This window comes from Streptomyces sp. MI02-7b (assembly GCF_033793585.1).
In the GTDB taxonomy this organism is placed as follows: domain Bacteria; phylum Actinomycetota; class Actinomycetes; order Streptomycetales; family Streptomycetaceae; genus Actinacidiphila.
Genome location: NZ_JARAWX010000005.1, coordinates 44,225 through 65,766, shown reverse-complemented (window position 1 = coordinate 65,766; position 21,542 = coordinate 44,225). Strand labels below are relative to the sequence as shown.

Below are 21,542 nucleotides of genomic sequence, written 5' to 3'. Positions count from 1 at the left end.
GGTCACTTGCCCGCGACAGCCGGGATCGCCTGATCCTTCATCGACTTCAGCGCGGCCGCCTGGGCGGCGTCGAGCGCGTCGGTGAGCTTGCCGTCACCGGCCGCCGCCTTGGCCAGCGTGTCCTGGAGCGCCAGGTTCACCGTCTTCTGGGTCGGACCCCAGGAGAACTTGGTGTCGATGTTCTTGGACGACTCGGCGAAGACGTCGAAGATCTTCTCGTTGTTGTAGTACGGCACACCCTCCGAGAGCGCGGGCAGCTGCGCGCCGGCGGTGGCCGCCGGGTACAGGCCGCCGAGCTTGTTCTCCAGCGCGAGCGCCTCGGGGTCGGTGTTCAGCCAGTCGTTGAACTTGACCGACTCGTACAGGTGCGTGTTGCCCTTCATGAACGCGACGGTGGAGCCGCCCCAGTCGCCGGACGCGGGGTTCGAGCCCCAGGTCGGCATCGGGACGATCGACCACTTGCCTGACTGCTTGGGCAGGTTGTCGCGGAACATGCTGTAGCCCCAGGCGGCGCCCACGTAGGTGGCGATCTGGTTCTTCTGGTACGCGGCGTACATCTGCGTCGAACCGTGCGCGAGGTCGGTGCGGACGGCCTTGTCGTCGATCAGCTTCTGCCAGTAGTCGGCGACCTGCTTGCTCTGGTCGGACGCGACGGTGACGTGCCACTTGTCGCCGGCGTACGAGTACATCTCGGCGTTGTTCTGCCAGAGCAGCCCGTTGAACCACTCGGCGTTGTTCGGGTCGAAGAACGTCATGCTGAGGTCGGGGTCCGCCTTGTGCAGCTTCTCGGCGTCCGCGGCGTACTCGTCCCAGGTCTTAGGTATCGCGATGTTGTGCTGCTTGAAGATGTCGCTGCGCACGTAGAGGGCCATCGGACCGGTGTCCTGCGGGAAGGCGAACACGCCGGTGTCACCGAAACTGGTCTGCGACCAGGTCCACGGCACGAACTTCGACTTCGCGGCCGTGGCGTCCTTGCAGGCCGAGACGTCCACGAAGGCGTTCTGGGTGCGCAGGAAGGGCAGTTCGTCGTAGCCGACCTGGGCCAGCTCCGGCGCCTTGCCCGCCTTGAGGGCGTTGCCGATCGTGCCGTACTGGTCGTTGGAGATGTTCTTCATCTGAACCTGGATGTCCGGGTTCTTCTTGTTCCAGAGGGCGACGACCTGGTCCATGCCCGGAACGGTGTTCCAGTACTGGAGGGTGACCTTGCCCTTCGCCGGCTCACAGGAGCCCGCGGCCGCATCGGCCTTGGTGTCGGGCGACGAAGAACACCCGGCGAGTACGGCGACGCTGGCGGTCGCGGCGACGGCGGCGATGGCCGCGAGGCGGATGCGCGTGACTGTGGTGCTCATTATTTCCTTACCAGAGAACGACTAGCGACGACGCTAGGCGGGTCGACGTTGACACCTCAGGCGGGATGCCTTCTGGCTGGAAGGGACAGGTCGCGACGGTGCCGGCGGTGCAACTGCCGGGCGCCGTGGCGGAAATCAGCAAGTCAAGCATTCGATTCTCGTGAGCGCTCCCGTGAGCGTTCACGTGAACGCTCACGGGAACGTTCTGAATTGTTCGAGAGTGTGCGCTCCGGCGCGGTCGAGTGTCAAGACATTCGGTCACACATGTGTCCTGGAGGTTACGCGGACCCGCCCAGCCGCAGTTCGGCCCGGACCACCAGGGCGTCCGCGTCGAGCGGTTCGGCGCCGGTCAGCAACCGTGCGGCCTGGTCGATGGCGAGCGCCCCGAGTCTGCGTGTGTCGAGCGCGACACTCGAGAGCGGAGGCTCGACGAGCGCGCCGAGCTGAAGCCCGTCGAAGCCGATCACCGCGAACTCGCCCGGCACGCTCCTGCCCAGCCGGCGTGCCTCGCGCAGGGCGCCGATCGCGATGATGTCGTTGAAGGTGAAGACCGCGGTGACGTCCGGGTGGGCCGCCAGCAGGGTCCTGAGCGCCGCTCCGCCGCCGTCGGCCGACTGGTCGGCGCCGACCACCGTGCCGGCGTCGACCCCGTACGCCGCCGCGGCCGCGGTGAACCAGTCACGGCGGATGCTCGGCTCGGCCCGGCCGCCGTGGTCGAGCATGCCGATCCGTGCGTGCCCCTTGGCGACCAGGTGCGCGACCGCGGCGTGGACGCCCCGCTCGCCGTCGATCCGGATCGAGCTGAACCGCGCCGTGTGGTGCTCACGGCCGATCAGCACCACCGGGACGCCGCGGGTGAACCGCTCCAGGGTGTCCTCGGCGCAGCTGAAGTAGCCGACCACCGCGTCCACCTGCGACCCGATCACCTGCAGTGTGCCGAGTTCCTCCTCGGGGCGGTCGGCCGTGTCGTAGACCACGACGTGCCAGCCCCGGGCGCGCGCCGCCTCCAGCGCCGCGGCGGCGACCTCGGTGAAGAACGGGTTGAGCAGGTCCGGGATCACCAGGCCGATGGTCGTGGTGTCCTGCCGCACCAGCCCCCGGGCGAACCGGCTCGGCCGGTAGCCGAGCTCGCGGGCGGCGTCGAGCACACGCTGCTTGGTGGAACCCTCGATCTCGTCCTTGTCGTTCAGTGCCCGCGACACGGTCTGCCGCGACACCCCGGCGGACCGGGCGACGTCATGGATCGTGACCCTCCGCGGCTCCGTCCCCGACGACGACACCATCGCGCACCTCCCGCTGACAGCGGGTGCCGATGCTCCCGCAGGGCCCGAGTATGCCTGTCCCGCGCGCGGCGAGGCGATCCGCGCTCGGGGGCGTGACCTGGGTCTCAGGGCGCTTGGGGCCCGCGTTCGCCACGCGCGGTGAATTCCGTTGCGCCCGTGCTCGGGCCTTCGGTACGGTCGCGCGCATGGTCATGCCGCCCCGTGTCTCCTAGCTCGGACACCAGCTTCGACGCCACCCTTGTGTCCTAGAGCTGTTACGGAGCGTAGTGATGATCAACACCCTTCGTGGTCCCGGCCTGCTTCGGAACCGGGACTTCTCCCTGCTGCTGAGCGGCCAGCTGATATCCGCCGTCGGCGACCAGGCCCACTTCATGGCACTGCCGCTGATCGTGCTGGCCCTCACCGGGTCGGCGGCCCAGGCCGGCTTCGTCCTCGGCCTCGGCACCCTCTCCTTCCTCGCGTTCGGGCTGGTCGCGGGCGCCCTCGCCGACCGGTGGGACCGCAGGCGCACGATGATCGTGTGCGAACTCGGCCGGACCGTGCTCACGGCCGGCGTCGCCGTCGCGCTGTGGCTGGACCGGCTGGCGATGCCCCAGCTGTACGCCACGGCCCTGCTGACCGGTGTCCTGAGCACGCTCTTCCAGGTCGCGAGCACCGCGGCGCTGCCCAACGTGGTCGATCCCCGGCAGTTGTCCACCGCCCTGGGCCTGCAGCAGTCCGCGGTCGGCGCGGTCGGCGTCTTCGGGGCACCGCTCGCCGGTGCGCTCTACGCCGCCGGACGGACCGTGCCGTTCGCCGTCAACGCGGTGTCCTTCGCGGTGTCCGCCGCGTCGCTGCGTCTGATGCGCGTCCGCTTCCAGGCGGACCGGCAGGACACGCGGCCGGCGGCCCGGCTCACCTCGGAGATCCGGGAGGGGCTCGGCTGGCTCTGGCGCCGGCCTGTCATCCGGTTCCTCACCTTGGTGTCGGCCGCCGACAAGGTGCGTTACGGCGCCGGATACCTGCTGATCATCACCCTGGCCCAGCAGTTGGGCTCGTCGCCGGTGTGGATCGGCGTCGTCTTCGGCGGCGCGGCCGTCGGCGCGATGGCGGGGGCGCTGGTGGCGGACCGGGTGACGCGGCGATTCCCGCTCGGCCGGATCGCCATCGTGATGCTGTGGCTGGAGGCGCTGATGTTCCCGCTGTACGCGCTGGCCCCCCACCCGATGCTGCTGGCGGTGGTCGCGGCCGCCGAGTCGCTGGTGGCCCCGGTGTACACCGTGGCCATGACGGCCCATCAGCTGGCCATCACTCCCGACGGGTTGCGGGGCCGGACGACCAGTGCGGTCGCGACGCTGACCACGGGGGCCCTGTCGCTCGGCACGCTCGCGGGCGGCGTGCTGATCGCCGCGGTGGGGGCCAAGCCCCTGGTCTGGCTCTGCGGGGCCTGGCTGCTCGCCCTGGCCGTCCTCACCACGGCCAACCGGGCCGTCCGGCAGGCGCCGCGGGCGGGGTCGATCGCACGGACCGGACCGGGCGCCGCCGCCGAGGCCGCGGGCGCGGCCGGCTGAGGCCGGGGCCGGGGCGGGAGGGGTGCGGCCGTGGGGCGCACCCCTCCCGCTCAGGTCGCGACGTTCTCCAGGGCCGCGGCGAGCACCTTGATGTCGAGTCCGTCCAGGTGGTCGAGGAAGTGCCGGCGCACGGAGGCCAGGTTGGTCGGCCAGGCCTCGGTCAGGCGCGTGAAGCCGGAGTCGGTGAGGACCGCGTTCCAGCCGCGGGCGTCCTGCTCGGACCTGATCCGCTGCACGATCCCCTGCTTCTCCAGCCGCTGCACGACGCGTGTCATGCCGCTGAGCGACAGCTCGCAGACGCCGGCGAGATCGCTCATCCGCAGCTGCCGGCCGGGAGCCTCGGACAGGTGCATCAAGGTCAGGTACTCGATCAGCGGCATCCGCTGCTCGCGGACCAGGTCCGTGTCCAGGGCGCGCGGCAGGGCGTAGATGACCCGGGCGAGGGACCGTACGAGGGCTTCTTCGTCCGGGGTGAGCGGTTGCTGCCCTCGAGGGGGCGACGCCGGTGGCGGTGTGACCTGTGACATAACGCCATTTTACTTGACCGGCAAAGGACGCTCTATGCTTGCTTTGCGCAGCAAATAATGTGAGGTGTGAGATGCAGTTCGGGATCTTCGGTGTGGGGGACGTGGCCCGCGACCCCGTGTCCGGGCGGACGCCCTCGGAGCACGAGCGGATCAAGGCCGTGGTCGAGTACGCGAAGCTCGCGGAGGACGTGGGGCTGGACGTCTTCGCGATGGGCGAGCACCACAATCCGCCGTTCGTTCCGTCCTCGCCCACCACGCTGCTCGGATACGTCGCGGCGCGGACGGAACGCATCGTGCTGTCCACGTCGACCACGCTGATCACCACGAACGACCCGGTGAAGATCGCCGAGGACTACGCGATGCTCCAGCACCTCGCGGACGGCCGGCTCGACCTGATGATGGGCCGCGGGAACACCGGGCCCGTCTACCCCTGGTTCGGCCAGGACATCCGCGACGGCATCGCGCTCGCGGTGGAGAACTACGCGCTGCTGCGCCGGCTCTGGCGGGAGGACGTCGTCGACTGGGAGGGCAGGTTCCGCACCCCCTTGCAGTCGTTCACCTCGACGCCCCGCCCGCTGGACGGCACCCCGCCGTTCGTCTGGCACGCCTCGATCCGCAGCCCGGAGATCGCCGAGCAGGCCGCGTACTACGGCGACGGCTTCTTCCACAACAACCTCTTCTGGCCCAAGGAGCACGTCCAGCGGCTGGTGGGCCTCTACCGGCGCCGGTTCGAGCACTACGGGCACGGCGCGGCCGACCAGGCGATCGTCGGCCTCGCCGCGCACCTGTTCGTCCGGAAGAACTCGCAGGACGCCGTGCGCGAGTTCCGGCCCTACTTCGACAACTCCCAGGCGTACGGGAACGGTCCGTCGCTGGAGGAGACGACGGCCCGGACCGCCGTTCTCGTCGGGAGCCCGCAGGAGGTGATCGACCGCGTGCTGGCCTTCCGTGACGCCGCCGTGGGCGACTACCAGCGCCAGCTGTTCGTCGTGGACGGCATCGGCGTACCCCGCAAGACCGTGCTCCAGCAGATCGAGACGCTGGGCGAGATCGTGCCGGTGCTGCGCAAGGAGTTCGCCGTCGGCCGCCCCGCCCACGTCCCGGACGCCCCGACCCACGCGACCCTCACCGCGGAGGCACGATGACACGCCGCCTCGCCGTCGTGACCGCCGGGCTGCGGCTGCCCTCCTCGACCCGCCTGCTGGCCGACCGGCTCGCCGAGGCCGCCCGGCGCGAGCTGGAACGGCTCGGCGCCGAGACCGACATCACCGTCATCGAGGTGCGCGACCACGCGCACGACCTGGTCAACCACCTGCTGGCCGGCTACCCGGCGCCGGAACTGGAGGCGGTGCTCGGCACCGTCGCGCGCGCGGACGGGGTGATCGCCGTGACGCCCACCTTCACCGGTTCGTACAACGGGCTGTTCAAGATGTTCTTCGACTGCCTCGACGACACGGCGCTGACGGACACGCCGGTGCTGGTCGCCGCCACCGGCGGCACCGGACGGCACTCGCTGATCCTGGAGCACGCGCTGCGCCCGATGTTCGCGTACCTGCACGCGGTGGCCGTGCCCACCGGCGTCTTCGCCGCGCCGGAGGACTGGGGCGGCGGGGACGCCGGCCAGGCGTCGCTGGCGGACCGGATCGCGCGGGCGGCCGGGGAACTCGCGCGCGAGGTGGACCGGCGGGACGGCCCGGCCGTCACCGACCCGTACGACGACCCGACGCCGTTCGACCGGATGCTCCAGGGAGGGTGAACCCGCCCGGACCGGCGCGCTCTTGCGGGAGGTGCCGGCGCCTGCCGGTAGCGTGACCGCCGTGATGGTGGGCACCGAAGAGACCCGGCTCGTGATCCTGCGCGGCAACAGCGCCTCGGGGAAGTCGAGCGTCGCGGCCGGCATCCGGGAGAGGTTCGGGCGTGGCGTTGCCCTGGTCGGGCAGGACAACCTGCGCCGGGTCGTCCTGCGCGACCGCGACCGGCCCGGCGCGGCGAACATCGGGCTGATCGATCTGACGGCCCGTTATGCCCTGGACGCCGGGTACCACGTCGTCCTCGAAGGCATCCTCTACGCCCACCACTACGGCGCGATGCTCGCCCGGCTCCGCGACGACCACCGTGGCCCGACCCACGGCTACTACTTCGACGTCCCGTTCGAGGAGACGCTCGTCCGGCACGCCACCAAGCCGATCGCCGCCGACGTGCCGCCGGACATGCTGCGGTCCTGGTACCGGCCGCTCGACCTCCTGCCGGGCGGCGTCGAGACCGTCGTCGACGCCGGCAGTGCCCTGGACGCCACCGTCGAGCGCGTCATGCTCGACAGCGGCCTGGCCGGCCTTCCCGCGCTCGAGCCCTGACGGGCGGGTCACGGTCCGGGCCCCGGGCGGCGGCCCGGACCGGAGGCGGGGGGGAGCGGCGTCAGCTCCGGGGAGGGGTGACGCCGTACGACCAGTTGTGGCCCATCTCGGTCTCGCGCTCGCCGGTGACCGGGAGTGCGTCGAGGCGGGCGATCTCCTGCCCGGTGAGCGTGAGTCCGGCAGCCGCGGTGTTCTCCTCCAGGCGGGAGACGTGCAGGGTGCCGGGGATCGGGACCACTCCGGGGGCCTTGGCGAGGAGCCATGCCAGGGCGATCTGGCCGGGGGCGGCGTCATGGGCCCCGGCGATCTCGCGCACGGTCTCGACGGCCGCGAGATTCGCGTCGAAGGCCTCCTGGGAGAAGCGGGGCATCTTGCGGCGGTAGTCGTCGGCGGGCAGGTCCTCGCGCGAGGTGATCCGTCCGGTGAGCATGCCGCGGCCGAGCGGGCTGTACGGGACGACGCCGATGCCCAGTTCGCGGCAGAGCGGGAAGACCTCGTGCTCGATGTCGCGCGACCACAGCGACCACTCGGTCTGGACCGCGCTGATCGGGTGCACGGCGTGGGCGCGGCGGATCGTGTCCGGGGCCGCCTCGCTCAGGCCGAGGTGGCGGACCTTGCCCTCCGCCACGAGCTCGGCCATGGCGCCGACGGTCTCCTCGATGGGGACGTCCGGGTCGACGCGGTGCTGGTAGTACAGGTCGACGTGGTCGGTGCCGAGCCCGGTCAGGGACCGCTCGATGCGCTCGCGGACGTACTCGGGCCGCCCGTTGATGACGGGCGGGCCCTCGGCGGTCACCGGCCGGACGATGCCGAACTTGGTCGCCACGGTCACCTGGTCGCGGCGCCCGGCGATCGCCTTGCCGATGATCTCCTCACTGCCGGCGTAGATGTCGGCGGTGTCGATGAGGGTGACGCCGAGCTCGACGGCCCGGCCGATCAGGGCGTCGGCGGTGCCGCCGGTGGCCTGCTCCGCGCTCTGCCCGTAGGGGCGGGCGAAGCTCATCGCTCCGTAGCCGATGGCGCCGACGGTGAGACCGCCGGAGCCGAGGGGGCGCTGGGGAATGGACATGCGCAACCTTCGTCGTTCGTGTCGTGGTGTGCCGCGGACAGGTATGTCCACGCCTGTGGACATCGTAAGTCCACAGGCGTGGACATGTGAAGTGCGGGTCCCGCGCGATCCGGGGCGACCTCGTAATCTGGTCACCATGACCTTGGACGACCAGCCCCCCGCCGCCGTCCGCCGCAGGGACGCCACGGCGACCCGGGCGGCGATCCTCCGCGCCGCCCGCGAGGTGTTCACCGAGCGCGGCTACGACGGCGCGGGCGTGCGCGAGATCGCCCGCGCGGCCGACGTGGACACCCGGTTGATCAGCCGCTACTTCGGCTCGAAGGAGGGACTGTTCGCCGAGGTCGTCGATCTCGCCTACGAGAAGTCCCTGATGATGACGCCGGAGCACAACGCGGACGCGGCCCGCGAGCTGCTGACGGGCGCGGACAAGGCCGCGTCCGACGGCCTGCTGCTCACCCTGCGGTCCGCCTCCAATGCCCGGGCGTCGGCCATCATGCGGGAGAGCATCGAACGCAACTACCAGCGCCGGCTGGCCGCGGCGCTGCCCGGTGACGACGACGCCGTCGGTCGCGCCTCGGTCCTGATCGCCATCTGCTCAGGCGTCCTGCTCAGCCGCCTCGTCCTCGGTCACTCCGCGCTCAACAGCCCGGACGTGGAGCGGCTGATCCCCTATCTGCACGCCGCGCTCGACGCGGTGGCGAACGCGCCGGGCCCGCAGGACGGGCGCGGCTGACGTCCGGGGGCGGTGGATCCGGCACGGATCCCGCCTCAGGGTGCCGGGATGTCCCTGAGTCGTGTGGTCCTCTCGTCCGGCCGGCCGATCGAGTTCTCCGAACCGCATCCGACCTCGACCTGCGGAGGGATCCTGGAGGGATGTCCGTGCGCGCGCCAACGGCATGGCGATCGCGGGACGTCTGCGGGCGGCCGAACGCGCCTACCCCGGCAGGCCCGTCCACCTGGTCCCACCCGCCCGCGCGTACCCGGATCGCCGGCCCGGCCCGTTCGGTCCCGCCGCGGTGGTGCCCGCCGTGGCCTGCATCGGGGCCTTCGACTCCGCGGTGGTCGCTCGTGACCCCGACTCCGTGCTGGACGGATCCGCCCTCATCGTCGTCTGGTTCCTGCCGGCCCGGACCTTCCGGCGTACGACGCCGCGGATCCCGTGGTCCGCGCCATCCCCTGGGAGGCACTGGCCGGAGGGGTGGCCGTGATGGGCCGGCCGGGGTCTCGGTCCCCCGCGCACCCCGCGGCCGGACCCGGGGTCACGGCCGCGGGGGCGGACGGACTAAGGACGGGTGCCCTGGTCGCGCAGGGAGCGCCACAGCAGGCGGTAGAAGTCCGCGTAGCTGCGCTCGACGTGGAGGGCGAAGGCCTGGGTCTCGGGGTGCCGTTCACCGAGGCGGTTGACCGGCACCGTCATCGCCGCGTGGTGCTCGATGTGCAGGTTGTTGCCGTTGGTGAACCACGTGCTGAGCCGACTGCCGCGGATCGAGCGGGTGTTGCGCAGCACGTCGGTCGTCTCGGTGTCGCACAGCAGGTGTTCCGGCAGCTCGACCAGGAAGTGCAGGGGGACCGCGAGGATCAGGGGGAGTACCCACAGGCGGAGGACGTACCCGCCGTCCCCGGCGGCGACCATGGCGGCCGCGCCGGCCAGGACGCATCCCAGGAGCACGTGCTCGACCACGATCCGCCGCCGCATCGCGGGCGCGACGTGCCCGAACTCGTACCTCCAGCGTCCCGTGGCCGCGCGGACGACGTCCGCCGCGACCGTGCCGAGCCGCGGATAGTCGAGCAGTCCCCGCAGCAGGGCCCGGGGGGTGAGCGGTCCCCGGGTGTCGAAGCCGAAGAACTCCGTGTCCTGCGGGGTGCCGAGGAAGCGGTGGTGCTGGAGGTGACGCACCCGGTAGTGGCTGTAGACGACGAACAGCGGCAGGCCCAGCGGGACACCGATCAGCCGGTGGGGCAGCGCCCGCCGGAACGCGGAGTGGTGCAGGCACTGGTGCTGCAGTTCCACGGCGTGGGTGAACATGGCCGCCAGCACGACGACGCCGAGGGCGGCCGTCCAGGGGTTCTGCTGAAGGGCCAGGATCGCCCCGCCCATGGTGAGGACGGCCAGCAGGGCCAGTTTGGCGACGAAGACCAGCTCGTCGGCGGGTGTCACCCTGAGCCGGGTGAAGAGCGTGGCCGGGCCGGCGGGCGAAGCGCCGTCCGGTATCGGGAGGAGCCGCTCAACGGCCACTGAGCACCACCACGTGCAGACCGGGGACCAGGCCCTCGGAGCGAGCGGTCCGGAGCAGGCCGGCCATGGCCACGGCGCCGGCGGCGGTGGGGAACGCGCCGTGCGCGGCCAGCGCGTCGCGCGCGTCGCAGAGCTCCTGGTCGTCCACGCCGAGCACGGTGCCGCCGGTGGCCGCGATCGCGGTCATCGCCTCGTCACCCTGCAGCGCGTGCCAGTTGACCAGCGGCTGGTTGTGGTCGGTGGTGGTGACGGACTCCGGGGGCAGGGTGCGGTACGGGCCCGGCCAGCTGGTCAGCACGGGGTTGTTGCCCGCCGATCCGACCGCGTTGACGGTGGTGTCCCAGCCGTACAGGTCGAGTCGGCGGCGTACGGCGATCGCGGTGGTGCCGTTGCCGACGGGCAGCCAGAGCACCGCGGGGGGCTCGTCCAGTTCGGCCCGGAGGGCGGACACGACCACGCCGTGCCCTTCGAACACGGCCTCGGCGTAGGGGCCGTCCACGTTCCCGTCGACGCAGTCCCCGGCGGCGGCGAGGCGGCGGGACTCGTCCACGGCGTCCTCGTAGGACCCGTCCACGAGGTGGACCCGGGCCCCGGCGGCGACCATGGCCGCGCCGCCGTCGCTCCAGCCGGTGGGGAGCACCACGGTGCACTCCACCCCGGCGACCTGACATGCCGCGGCCATGGCGCGGCCGTAGTTGCCGCAGGTCGCGATGGTGACATGCCGGTGGCCGTCGGCGACCGCGCGCGCCACGACGGCGCGGGCGGCGGGCTCCTTGTGGCTTCCCGAGCCGTAGCGGGTCTCGTCCTTGACCAGCACCCGGACGCCGGGAACGAGGGCGGATACGTCGATGAGGGGCGTGCCGAAGGCGTCCGACGGCACGGGCGCGGACAACGGGGGAGCGGGGGTGGGCATGACGATTCCTTTGGGGGAGGCGGATGTCGGGTCCGCCGCCCGGCATGGCGGTGCCGGGCAGCGGAAAAGGAGGGGGACGGTCAGGTGCGGTCCGTCACGAGCAGGGCGTCGGCGTGGCCCTGGAGGTCGTCGAGGTCGCCGATCTCTGCCGGGGGGACGGCGTCGGGAAGACCGTCCTCCAGCAGGCGCAGGCGGGTGTCGGTCCAGCCGCGGGCCGCCCAGCCCAGTTGCAGCAGTCCGCTGACGACCACCAGCAGGGCCAGTCCGCGTCCGGGGCCCGTGCCGAGCAGCACGCCGACGGTGTCGGCGAGCGCTCCGTCGGGCTCCAGGAGCGGCTGCGCGTAGTGCTCGGCGAGGGGGCCGACGACCAGGTAGCCCAGCGGCATCGTCAGCATCATCAGCGTCATGAAGATCGCCAGCACCCGGCCCTGGAGCTCCAGCCCCACCTTGGCCTGGACGAGGGCGATCCAGTGTCCGTCGGCCAGGGACTCGCCGAAGGCCAGCAGGAACATCCCGGTCACGATGAACGGCGCGCTCGCGACGCCGACCATCGCCATCGCCAGGCTGGCCACCGCCATGGAGGCGATCATCCCGGTCGCCCTGCGCGTCGTGCCGCCCCACAGGCCCATCACCAGGCTGCCGCACAGGCCGCCGGCTCCCGCCGCGCCCAGTGCCGTGCCGAGCATCAGGGGCGACTGCTCGATCAGCAGCATCGGAGTGATCACCGCGAAGCCGAGCGTGTAGAAGGCGTGGTCGATGACGAAGAAGCGCAGGGCCGCGCGGAGCCCCGGCCGGCGGGTGATGTAGCGCCAGCCGCCGGTGATCTCCTTGCCGAACGACTCGTCGCGGCGGCGGAAGAGGGTGTCGGGGAAGCGGACCAGCAGCAGGGTGGCGACGCCTGCCGCGAAGCTGCACACGTCGAGCATGATCACGCCGGGGACGCCGATCACGCCGATCAGCCCCGCGCCCATCATGGGTGCGAAGACCGTGCCCACCCCGACGCCGAGTTGGCTGACGCCGTTCGCGTGCCCGAGATACCGCTTGGGCACCAGCTGCGCCACCGCGGCGAGATAGGCGGGCCGTTGGAAGGCGCCCGCGACGGAGGTGACCGACACCGCGAGGTAGACCTGGCACATCTCCATGCCGCGGCCGAGGACCAGCAGCCCCAGGGCCCCCATCGCCACACCCGCGACCGCGTCGCTGGAGAGCATGATCACGCGGCGGTTCCAGCGGTCCGCCACGGCGCCGGCCAGCGGCCCCGCGAGGATGCCCGGGAGCATGCCCACCGCGTTCACGACGGCGAAGTCGGTGATCGAGCCGGTGCGTTGGTAGACCCAGATGCTCAGCACCAGTGTGCTGAGGCTGCTGCCGATCATCGAGAGGAACTGCCCGAGGGCCACGACGGCGAAGCGCGGCAGACTCGGACGGGTGCGGTCCGGGGCCGGTGCGGGGGTCGGTGCGGACGGCCTGATGTCGTGCGGCGACGCGTCCTGCGCGGCCGCGCGCGCTGCCGTTCGCGCCGGCTCCGGATGCCGCTGCTCGGCGTGCTCGACCAGCGTCCGCGCCAGCGGCTCCGCGTGCGACTTGACGAAGAAGTGGCCGGCCTTGGGAAGCACCGCGAGGCTGACGTCCTCCGCGAAGTGCTCCCACTCGTGGTAGCGCTCCTGGTAGAGCTCGGTCACCCGGTCCCGGGAACCCACCACACTGAGGACCGGGGCCTTCAGCCTGGCCGTTGCGGCATCCCGGTACGCCGCGGTGTAGTACTCCTCGGCGTCCCGCGCGTCGTGCCGCACGTTGCGCAGCACGAACTGCTCCTGCTCGGGGTTCGCCAGGTCGGTGAAACCGCCGCGCGCCCGAAGGTACGACAGGTACTCCCGGTCCGAGGTGAGCCAGTCGGTGGGCAGCAGCCGGTGCAGCCAGTCGAAGAACCGTCCGGGCAGCCGTGCCGTGGGGAAGCTCGCGCCGAGCCCGACGCCCACCAGCTCGACCCCGGCGGCCTCGGCCTGGCGCGCGATCTCCAGCGTCACGGCCGTGCCCAGGCAGTGCCCGTAGAGCAGGACGGGCCCGGTCACCGACCCGAGCTCGGCGACCACGTGGGCGGCCACCTCGCTGCCCGGCAGCAGCGGGTCGTCCGGCCGGCTCAGGTCGTGGCCCGGCAGCTCGACGGCGTACAGGCCCCAGTGCGCGGGGAGTTGTTCGGCGAGCGGCCGGTACGCGATGGCGCTGCCGCCGGAGAAGGGGACCGCGACGACGGTGACGCCGCCCGCAGACCGGTCGGCGTCCCGCCGGGTCAGCCGGTGCAGCAGCCCCGCCGGCCGGTCCTCCTGCCCGGTCTCGCGCCGCGCGATCAGCTCGGCGAGCGCGCGCACCGTGGGGGTCCGGTAGAGCTCCACGAGGGCGAGGCCCGGGTCGATCCGCCGGACGATCCGCAGTGCGGCGAAGGAGTCCCCGCCGAGGGAGAAGAAGCTGTCGTCGATCCCGATCGCGGACGCGTCGACGCCCAGGCCCTCGGCCCAGATGGCGGCGATCCGGCGCTCGGCCTCGTTCCGGGGCGCGGTGCGCGCGGGCGCCTGGGCGGCGTCGGGCGGCGCGGGCAGCGCCCGCCGGTCGAGCTTGCCGTTCGGGGTGAGCGGAAGCCGGGGCAGGAACACCACCCGTGCGGGGAGCATGTGCGTGGGCAGCGCCGGCGCCAGGGCCTCGCGGACGGCGGCCTCGGTGAGTTCGGCGCCCGGTTTCCCGACCAGGTAGCCGACGAGCTGGGCGGCTCCGGAGGGCAGGGTGTGCACCGCGGCGGCGCACGCCGCGGCTTCGGGCAGGGCGCCGAGGGCGGCCTCGACCTCACCGAGCTCGACCCGGTAGCCGTTGACCTTGACCTGGTCGTCGAGGCGGCCGAGGAAGTCCACGGTGCCGTCCCGGTGGTGGCGCGCGCTGTCGCCGGTCCGGTACATCGTCGCGCCGGATTCCGGGCCGCCGGCGAACGGGTCGGGGACGAACCGCTCCGCCGTCAGCTCGGGGCGTTCGTGGTAGCCCGGCGACACCCCGGCGCCGCCCAGGTACAGCTCTCCCACCACACCGGGCGGCACCGGGGCCCCGTGGGCGTCCAGCACGTACACGCGGTTGTTGGGGAACGGCCGTCCGATCGGCAGCGGTGCCTCGGCCGGGAAGCCGTCGACGTCGCCGTCGAAGTACACGTTGTCGACCGTGACCTCGGTGACCCCGTAGGCGTTGACGACGCGGTTCCCGGGACCGACCAGGCGACGTGCCCGCTGGTACTCGCGTACGTGCCACTTCTCGCCGCCGCCGATCAGCAGCCGGACGAAGTCCAGCCGTTCGCCGGCCTCGTCCGCGTGGGCCAGCAGAGCGCGCAGCACGGCGGGGACCAGCTCGGTGCACTCGACCCGCTCGTCCCGCATGAGCGCGTACAGGGCGGCCGGGTCGAGCAGCGTCTCGCGCGGGACGACGACGAGCCGGCCGCCGGTGCACAGCGCCCGCAGCGTCTCGCCCACGAACATGTCGAAGGAGAAGCTGGCCGCCTGCTGGTACGTCCAGTCCGGATCGAGGTGGTAGGCGCGCTGCCACATGGTCACCGCGTGCACGAGGTTCCGGTGGTTTACCCGAACGCCCTTGGGGCGCCCGGTGGAGCCGGAGGTGTAGATGACGTAGGCCGGGTCGTCCGGTCCGGCCGCCGGCAGCGGGTCGCCGTCCGGCGCGGCGTCGACCAGGGCCGCGTCACGGTCGAGGGCGAGCACCGCGGTGCCCTCCGGCGCCTGCGGCGTGCCGGGCAGGTCGAGCCGGGTGACCAGGGCCACCGGGCGGCTGTCGTCGAGCATGTACCGCAGGCGGTCACGCGGGTAGTCCGGATCCAGCGGCACGTAGGCGCCGCCCGCCTTGAGGACGCCCCACATCGCCGCGAACAGGTCGATCCCGCGGTCCAGGCAGATCGCCACCCGGTCACCGGGCCGCACACCCCGCCCGCGCAGCAGGTGGGCGACCTGGTTGGCACGGCGGTTGAGCCAGTCGTAGTCGACCGTCCGGTCACCCGAGGTGAGGGCGGGCGCGCCGGGCCGTTCGGCGGCACACCTCTCGAACAGCTCATGGAGGCCGGCCGCCTCGGGGACGCCGGTGGCGCTGTCGTTCCAGGTGTGCAGGATCGTGTGGCGCTCGGCGGCGGTCAGCACCGGCAGCCGGCCGACCTCGGTGTCCGGTGCCCCGGCCGCGGCGTGCAGCAGGGTGAGCAGATGGTCGACGAATGCCTCGACGCGCTCGCCGTCGAGGAGTTCGGCGGCGTAGTCGACGGTCAGCACCGGGCCGCCGGCCGGGAAGTCCAGCCCGATGGCGAGGTCCGCCATGGTCGCCACCGGTGCCTCGTCGCCCGCGTACGCGATCAGGGGATCGCGCGGCGCCGCCGTGTTGTGCACGGTGACGCTCACCCGGCTGAGCGGGTCGGCCCGGCCCTCGCCGGGCCGTCGCGTCGTCGCCGTGATGTCCGGCAGCGGCAGGCCCTGGTGTTCCAGGTCGCGGATGACGCCGTCCCGCACGCGGCCCATCAGTTCGGCGAACGTCGGACTGCCCGTGAGGTCCCCGCGCAGCGGCAGGATGTTGAGGAGGGCGCCGACCACGGAGTCCAGTGCGGGGTCGTCGCGTCCCGCCACGGGGGCCAGCACGGTCACCTCACCGCGGCCGGTGTACCGGCCGAGCACGGCCTGCACGCCGGCCAGGACGACCATGAAGAGGCTGGCCCGGTGGTCCCTGGCGCAGGAGGCGAGGAGGTCGAGCGCGCCGGCCTCCAGCCGGCGGGTCACCCGTGCCGCGCGATGGGTTCGCAGCGCGGGGCGCGGGCGGTCCGCCGGGAGTTCCATGTCCAGGTCGGCGCCCTCGAAGCGGTCGCGCCAGTACGCGGCGAGTGAGGGGTCGGCGGCCGCGGACGCCCGGCCGCGGGACGCGATCGCGGGGAGCCGGTCGGGGGCGACGGACCGCACCTCGTGTCCTTCGGAGAGGTTCCGGTAGATCTCCGCCAGTTCGTCCCCGACGACCCCCACGGACCAGCCGTCGAACACCAAGTGGTGCACGGCGAGGAACAGTTCGTCACCGTCACCGTCACCGTCACCGTGACCGGCATCGCCGCCGTCGCCGGTCCGCAGCAGGACCGCGCGCGCGGGCGGGCCCTCGGCGAGGTCCACGGGCTCGGCGACGATCCGCCGCCGCTCCTCGGCCGCCCGCGCTTCCGCCGCCCGCGTGGTGGCGCCCCGCAGGTCGATCTCCTCGAAGGGCACGGTACGGGAGCGGTCGACGACCATCACCGGCTCGTCGCCGCGGTACGGGAAGCGGGCCAGCAGGGCGGGGTGGCGCCGGGCCAGCTCGGCCAGGGACGCGACGAGCAGATCGGTCCTGACGGGGGACGCCCACCGGTAGCGGATGCCGAGGGTGTGCACCGGCAGCCCGGTGCTCATCTGCTCGGCCATCCAGAAGTCGCGCTGCAGCGCGGTCAGCGGCAGCGTCCACTCGTCGTCCGCCGTACCGGCGTCCACCGTGTCCGCGTCCGGTGCCACGGCATCGACGCCGCCCTCCGGCGGTGCGCTCCCGCTCGCCCGGACGGCCTCGGCGACCTCGGCGAGCGTCGGCGCCGCGTAGAGCGCGCTGAGCGAGAGGTCGGTTCCGCAGGCGCGGCGCAGCCTGCTGATCATGCGGATCGCGGAGAGGGAGTCCCCGCCGAGGGAGAAGAAGTCGTCGGACGGGCCGATGCCGGTGGCGCCGAGCAGCTCCCGCCAGAGCGCGCCCACGCGGGCCTCGGGCGTGGAGTCTCCCGTGTCCACCGTGTCCACCGCGTCCACCGCGTCGACGGGCGGGGCGACCCGCGCGGCCGGGGCGCCGGCCAGCGCCGCGCGGTCCACCTTGCCCTGCACCGTCAGAGGGAAAGCGGCGTGGACCGAGAAGGCGGCCGGTACCAGGTAGTGCGGGAGCCGCGCGGCGAGCCACCGACGGATCTCGTCGGCTCGCGGGCCGCCGTCGGCGGTGACGATGTGCGCGGCGAGCCTCGGCGTGCCCGCGGCGCGGTCGACCAGGACGACGGCGTTGGCGACACCCGGCATCGCGAGCAACGCGGTCCCGACCTCGCCCGGCTCCACCCGGAAGCCGCGGATCTTGACCTGCTGGTCGAGCCGGCCCAGGAACTCCAGGCCGCCGTCCGGCAGCTGCCGCACGCGGTCGCCCGTGAGGTACTCGATCCGCCCGTCAGGACCCTCGCGGAAGCGCTCCCCGGTCAGCTCCGGACGCCCCAGGTATCCCGTGGCGAGGCCCGCACCGCCGATGCGCAGCTCACCGGGTTCGCCGGGTGCCGCCTCGGTGCCGTCGGCCGCCACGACCCGTACGGACACGCCGCTCAGCGGGGAGCCGATCGGCGGCGGCCGGTCGGCGGACCACGTCGTCAGGTCGGCGGCCGTGGCCACGACGGTGGTCTCGGTCGGACCGTAGGTGTTGAGAAGCCGGACGCCGGTGCCGACGTGCTCCTGCCAGCGGGTGACCGCGCCCGCCTGGACGGCCTCCCCGCCGATGATCACCAGGCGTACCGCGGCAGGCAGGACCGCCTCCCCGCGCGCGATCGCGCCGACGAGCTCGTGCCAGTAGGCGGTGGGCAGGTCGAGCACGGTGACGCCCAGCGTCGCGCAGCGGTCCAGGAAGAGGTCCGGACGGCTGATCATGTCCTCGTCGCGGACCACGAGCGTGGCCCCGATGGTGAGCGGGGGGAAGATCTCCTCCACACTCGCGTCGAAGCTGAGCGAGGCGAACTGCAGCACGCGGTCGGCCGGAGTGAAGCCGTAGGCCTCGGCGGCGGCACCGCAGAAGTGGGTCAGCGCCCGGCGGGGGACGACCACGGCCTTGGGCCGCCCGGTGGACCCGGAGGTGAAGATGACGTAGGCGGGGTCCTCCGGCGCGGCGGGCGCCGCGGGCGGGAGCGGCGCGCCGGCACCGTTTCCGGCCACCGCGTCCACGGCCAGTACCGCGGTGCCCGCGGGCAGGGAAGGCGCGGCGCCGTCCGCTCCCGCGGCCGGCACCAGCACCAGCCGGGGCGCGGCCTCCTCGATCATCAGGGCGAGACGGGCCGGCGGGTACCCCGGGTCGAGCGGCACATAGCCGGCGCCCAGGCGCAGGACGGCCAGCATCGCCGCGACCGCGTCCCGGCCGCGCCCGAGGCACAGTGCGACGAGATCGCCCGGACGCACTCCCGACGCGGCCAGCGAATCGGCCAACCGGGCGGCGGCGGAGAGGAGTTCGGCGTAGGTGACCCGGCCCGTGGCATCGACCACGGCCGGCACGTCGGGTGCTCGCAACGCCTGCGCCTCGATCGCGGCGAGCACGCCGAACGGTGCCCTGCCGACCCCGTTCGATCCGGCCGTATTCACGGCTTGTGTACCACGCACACGATCTCCTCGGAGCTGTCGACGCAACTTCGGCTGCTGGGCGCGGAACGCCTCGGAGAATGTGTGTGACCTGCGCAACCCGCATGTGAAGGCCCCGGATCGATTGACGAGCGATCACGTGAATGGAACGTGTGATCCGGTCATTTGTGCGTGGCTGCGGAGCAGGGCTGATGATTCATCAATTGCCGTCGCTTGCAGGGAAGTAGACGTTTTGACGGCTTTCCCTGAACGGTGCCGGCGGTATTCGTCCCGGTAACCCGGTGGTCAAGGAATGGTCATGCGGCGGTAAACGCCCGCCGTCCGGTCACCGCTTCGGACGGCTTCCCGGTGTGCGCTCAGAGTTCCCCGAGGACCGCGCCGAACTCGAGCTCGGTGCGGGAGCGTTCCTGCAGTCCGCGCTCGAAGAGCGCGGCGACCCGGGCCCCGCTCGCCGGGTCGCGGGCCAGGATCTGGAAGAAGCCGGCGTCGACGTGGACGTCCTCCTTGGGGGCGAGCCCCGCCGCGTTGATCCGGCGCTTGGCTGTGCGCACGGCCGCCTCGGGGAACGAGGCGATGCGCTCGGCGAGGTGCTCGACGTGGGGGGCCAGGTCCTCGTCGGCCAGCGCCTTGTTGACCAGGCCGGCGCGTTCGGCCTCGCGCGCGTCGATGTCCTCGGACCCCAGGATGATCTGCATGGCCAGGCCGCGGCCGGCGAGCCGTACGAGGTGCTGGACGGCACCCGCGCCGGGGAAGGTGCCCACGCCGACCTCGGGCTGCCCGATCACCGCGCGCTCCACGGAGGCGAAGCGCATGTCGCACGCGTAGAGGAACTCGGCGCCGGCGCCGCGCGCCCGGCCTTCGAGGACCCCGATCGTGACGGGCCGTGCCTCGCTGAGCCGCCGGAAGAGCGCGCCGAGGCTGACGTCGTCGGGGCCGCCGGAGGTCGCCGCCTTCGCCGTGTACTCGGCGATCCGCTCGAGGTCGACGTGCGGGACGAAGAAGTCGGGGTCGCCGCTGCGGAAGACGACGACTCGTACGTCCCCGTGGGTCTCGGTGTCGTCGAGCAGCGAGATCAGGTCCGCGACGAACCGTTCGTCGATCAGGTTGATCGGCGGGTTGGCGATCGTCGCCCAGAGGACCCCGTTGCGCAGTTCACCCTTGATCGTCGCGTAGTCCCAGGTCATCGGTCCGCGTCTCCTCCGGCAATTCTACTTGCTTTCTGCAAGTGACATGTCTACCTTGACATCGATACTTTCTCTTTGCAAGTGAGATTTCCGGGAATCCGGGGCGCGCCCGCCCCGCCGCTCCCGGCACCGCCGCACCGTCACCACGTGAGGAGGCTCGACATGGTCGAGCGCACGGAAGAGCTCATCCACCTCCCCGACGGGACGGTGCTCAGCGCCTGGCTGTTCGTGCCCGACGGGCCCGGGCCGCACGCGGCCGTCACCATGGCGCACGGCTTCGGGGGCACGAAGTACCACGGCATCGAGCCGATCGCGCGCGAGCTCGCGGAGGCCGGCTTCGTCGTCTCGCTCCATGACCACCGCGGCTTCGGCGAGAGCGGCGGCGAGCCGCGCCAGGACATCGACCCGTACCGGCAGATCGAGGACTGGCGGCGGGTCATCGCCCATCTGCAGACCCTCGACGCGGTCGACCCCGACCGGATCGGGCTGTGGGGCACCAGCTACTCCGGCGGGCACGCCCTCGTCCTCGCGGCCACGGACCGGCGGATCAAGGCCGTCTACTCGCAGGTGCCCACCGTCAGCGGCTCCCAGAGCAGTCTGCGGCGCGTACCCCCGCACCTGGTCGGCTCCCTGGAGGCGGAGTTCGCCGCGGACGAACTGGCCCAGGCCCGGGGGGAGGCGCCGGCCTCCGCACCCTTCGTGAGCGACGACCCGGCCGTGACCGCGTCCTACCGGAACGCGGACGCCATCCGCTTCTACCTGGAGCACGACATGCCCGAGGGCGTCTGGGAGAACCGGGTGACGCTCCAGTCCAACCGGCGTTCCAGGTCGTACGACCCCGGTCACTGGATCGACCGGATTTCGCCGACCCCGCTGATGATGCTGGTCGCCACGCACGACACCGTCGCTCCCACCGACCTGGCTCTGAGCGCCTACGAACGGGCGCTGGAGCCCAAGGAGCTGGTCATCATGCCCGGCGGCCACTTCGACCCCTACACCGGTGACGGCTTCCGGACGAGCACGACCGCGGCGGTGCGGTTCTTCCGTGGGCACCTGCGGACGGAATGAGACGGCCGGACGCGGAACACCCTTGCTCTACAATCGCAAGTGAGCCGTGAGGGGAGTCACCGATGAAGCGTCGAGAGCTGGGGGATTCGGCCTGTCCCATCGACCGGTCGCTGTTCGAGGTCGGTGACACCTGGACGCTGCAGATCCTGCGGGACGCGATGCACGGCGTCACGCGGTTCACGGACTTCAGCAAGAACATCGGGCTGGCCACCAACGTGCTGACCGCGCGGCTGCAGAAGCTGGTGGCGGTGGGGATCTTCGAGATCCGCGAGTCGGGGCTCGGCAACTCCCACGAGTACGTGCTGACCGAGAAGGGCCGGGACTTCCACACCGTGCTGGCGGCGTTGCGGCAGTGGGGTCAGAAGCACCTGTTCGACGACGACGAGCCGATGAACCGCGTCATCGACGCCCGTACCGGCCAGCAGCCGGAGCCGTTGACGCTCACCGCGGCGGACGGCAGGGAACTGACCGCCGACGACATGCTCCTGGTCCGGTCGCGCGCCGCGGACCCCATCGAGTCCGCCGTACCCGTCGACACTCCCCGCCGTCGCGAGGCGCACGCCGGCCGCACCCGCCGGTCCGCCCGCGCGGAGGGCTGACACCGTCCGCGCG

The 21,542-nt window shown here is 72.4% G+C and carries 16 protein-coding genes; 8 read left to right on the top strand and 8 right to left on the bottom strand.

Going from position 1 to position 21,542, the window contains the following annotated elements:
- Positions 1-2 precede the first annotated feature (2 nt).
- Both PV364_RS09395 and PV364_RS09390 read right to left on the bottom strand, forming a co-directional pair.
- Positions 3-1,349: an extracellular solute-binding protein gene (locus PV364_RS09395; RefSeq protein ID WP_319659311.1), complete on the bottom strand. Its 1,347-nt coding sequence runs from the start codon at positions 1,347-1,349 to the stop codon at positions 3-5.
- A 278-nt stretch (positions 1,350-1,627) separates the two neighbouring features.
- Positions 1,628-2,632 (bottom strand): LacI family DNA-binding transcriptional regulator, encoded by a 1,005-nt coding sequence (locus PV364_RS09390; RefSeq protein WP_319659310.1) that lies wholly within the window; start codon positions 2,630-2,632, stop codon positions 1,628-1,630.
- A 269-nt stretch (positions 2,633-2,901) separates the two neighbouring features.
- On the opposite strand from PV364_RS09390, the gene PV364_RS09385 reads away from it, so the two are divergent.
- The gene (locus PV364_RS09385) at positions 2,902-4,182 is read left to right on the top strand and encodes an MFS transporter (protein ID WP_319659309.1); all 1,281 of its coding nucleotides are present in this window, start codon (positions 2,902-2,904) and stop codon (positions 4,180-4,182) included.
- Positions 4,183-4,232: 50 nt separating this feature from the next.
- On the opposite strand, the gene PV364_RS09380 is transcribed toward PV364_RS09385, so the two are convergent.
- Positions 4,233-4,709 (bottom strand): MarR family winged helix-turn-helix transcriptional regulator, encoded by a 477-nt coding sequence (locus tag PV364_RS09380; RefSeq protein ID WP_319659308.1) that lies wholly within the window; start codon positions 4,707-4,709, stop codon positions 4,233-4,235.
- A 71-nt stretch (positions 4,710-4,780) separates the two neighbouring features.
- On the opposite strand from PV364_RS09380, the gene PV364_RS09375 reads away from it, so the two are divergent.
- From PV364_RS09375 to PV364_RS09365, 3 genes are all read left to right on the top strand, one after another.
- Positions 4,781-5,854 carry a CE1758 family FMN-dependent luciferase-like monooxygenase gene (locus PV364_RS09375; RefSeq protein WP_319659307.1) on the top strand — a complete coding sequence of 358 codons (1,074 nt, stop codon included), beginning with the start codon at positions 4,781-4,783 and terminating at the stop codon, positions 5,852-5,854.
- Positions 5,851-6,465, top strand: coding sequence for an FMN reductase (locus PV364_RS09370; protein ID WP_319659306.1), 615 nt, complete (start codon positions 5,851-5,853; stop codon positions 6,463-6,465). The genes PV364_RS09375 and PV364_RS09370 overlap by 4 nt, the downstream gene beginning before the upstream one ends.
- Positions 6,466-6,529: 64 nt before the next feature.
- Complete coding sequence (locus PV364_RS09365; RefSeq protein ID WP_319659305.1) at positions 6,530-7,063, top strand: AAA family ATPase; 534 nt, start codon at positions 6,530-6,532, stop codon at positions 7,061-7,063.
- Between the two features lie 61 nt (positions 7,064-7,124).
- Here the strand turns inward: PV364_RS09365 and PV364_RS09360 are convergent, their stop codons facing one another.
- Entirely contained in the window at positions 7,125-8,132 is a 1,008-nt protein-coding gene (locus tag PV364_RS09360) for an aldo/keto reductase (RefSeq protein WP_319659304.1), read from the bottom strand.
- Between the two features lie 136 nt (positions 8,133-8,268).
- On the opposite strand from PV364_RS09360, the gene PV364_RS09355 reads away from it, so the two are divergent.
- On the top strand, positions 8,269-8,865 hold the full coding sequence (locus PV364_RS09355; protein ID WP_319659303.1) for a TetR/AcrR family transcriptional regulator: 597 nt from the start codon (positions 8,269-8,271) through the stop codon (positions 8,863-8,865).
- Positions 8,866-9,028: 163 nt separating this feature from the next.
- On the top strand, positions 9,029-9,340 hold the full coding sequence (locus PV364_RS09350; protein ID WP_319659302.1) for a hypothetical protein: 312 nt from the start codon (positions 9,029-9,031) through the stop codon (positions 9,338-9,340).
- A gap of 74 nt (positions 9,341-9,414) precedes the next feature.
- Here PV364_RS09350 and PV364_RS09345 read toward each other — a convergent pair whose 3' ends face one another.
- The 4 genes from PV364_RS09345 to PV364_RS09330 form a co-directional block, all read right to left on the bottom strand.
- Entirely contained in the window at positions 9,415-10,368 is a 954-nt protein-coding gene (locus tag PV364_RS09345; protein ID WP_319659301.1) for a fatty acid desaturase, read from the bottom strand.
- Entirely contained in the window at positions 10,358-11,281 is a 924-nt protein-coding gene (locus PV364_RS09340) for a pyridoxal-phosphate dependent enzyme (RefSeq protein ID WP_319659300.1), read from the bottom strand. Before PV364_RS09340 ends, PV364_RS09345 begins: the two co-directional genes overlap by 11 nt.
- A gap of 80 nt (positions 11,282-11,361) precedes the next feature.
- On the bottom strand, positions 11,362-18,681 hold the full coding sequence (locus tag PV364_RS09335; protein WP_319659299.1) for a non-ribosomal peptide synthetase: 7,320 nt from the start codon (positions 18,679-18,681) through the stop codon (positions 11,362-11,364).
- Between the two features lie 353 nt (positions 18,682-19,034).
- The gene (locus PV364_RS09330) at positions 19,035-19,862 is read right to left on the bottom strand and encodes an enoyl-CoA hydratase/isomerase family protein (RefSeq protein ID WP_319659298.1); all 828 of its coding nucleotides are present in this window, start codon (positions 19,860-19,862) and stop codon (positions 19,035-19,037) included.
- Between the two features lie 162 nt (positions 19,863-20,024).
- Here PV364_RS09330 and PV364_RS09325 point away from each other — a divergent pair, with 162 nt between their 5' ends.
- Both PV364_RS09325 and PV364_RS09320 read left to right on the top strand, forming a co-directional pair.
- Positions 20,025-20,930 (top strand): alpha/beta hydrolase, encoded by a 906-nt coding sequence (locus tag PV364_RS09325; RefSeq protein ID WP_319659297.1) that lies wholly within the window; start codon positions 20,025-20,027, stop codon positions 20,928-20,930.
- A gap of 62 nt (positions 20,931-20,992) precedes the next feature.
- Positions 20,993-21,529, top strand: coding sequence for a helix-turn-helix domain-containing protein (locus PV364_RS09320; RefSeq protein WP_319659296.1), 537 nt, complete (start codon positions 20,993-20,995; stop codon positions 21,527-21,529).
- Positions 21,530-21,542 lie beyond the last annotated feature (13 nt).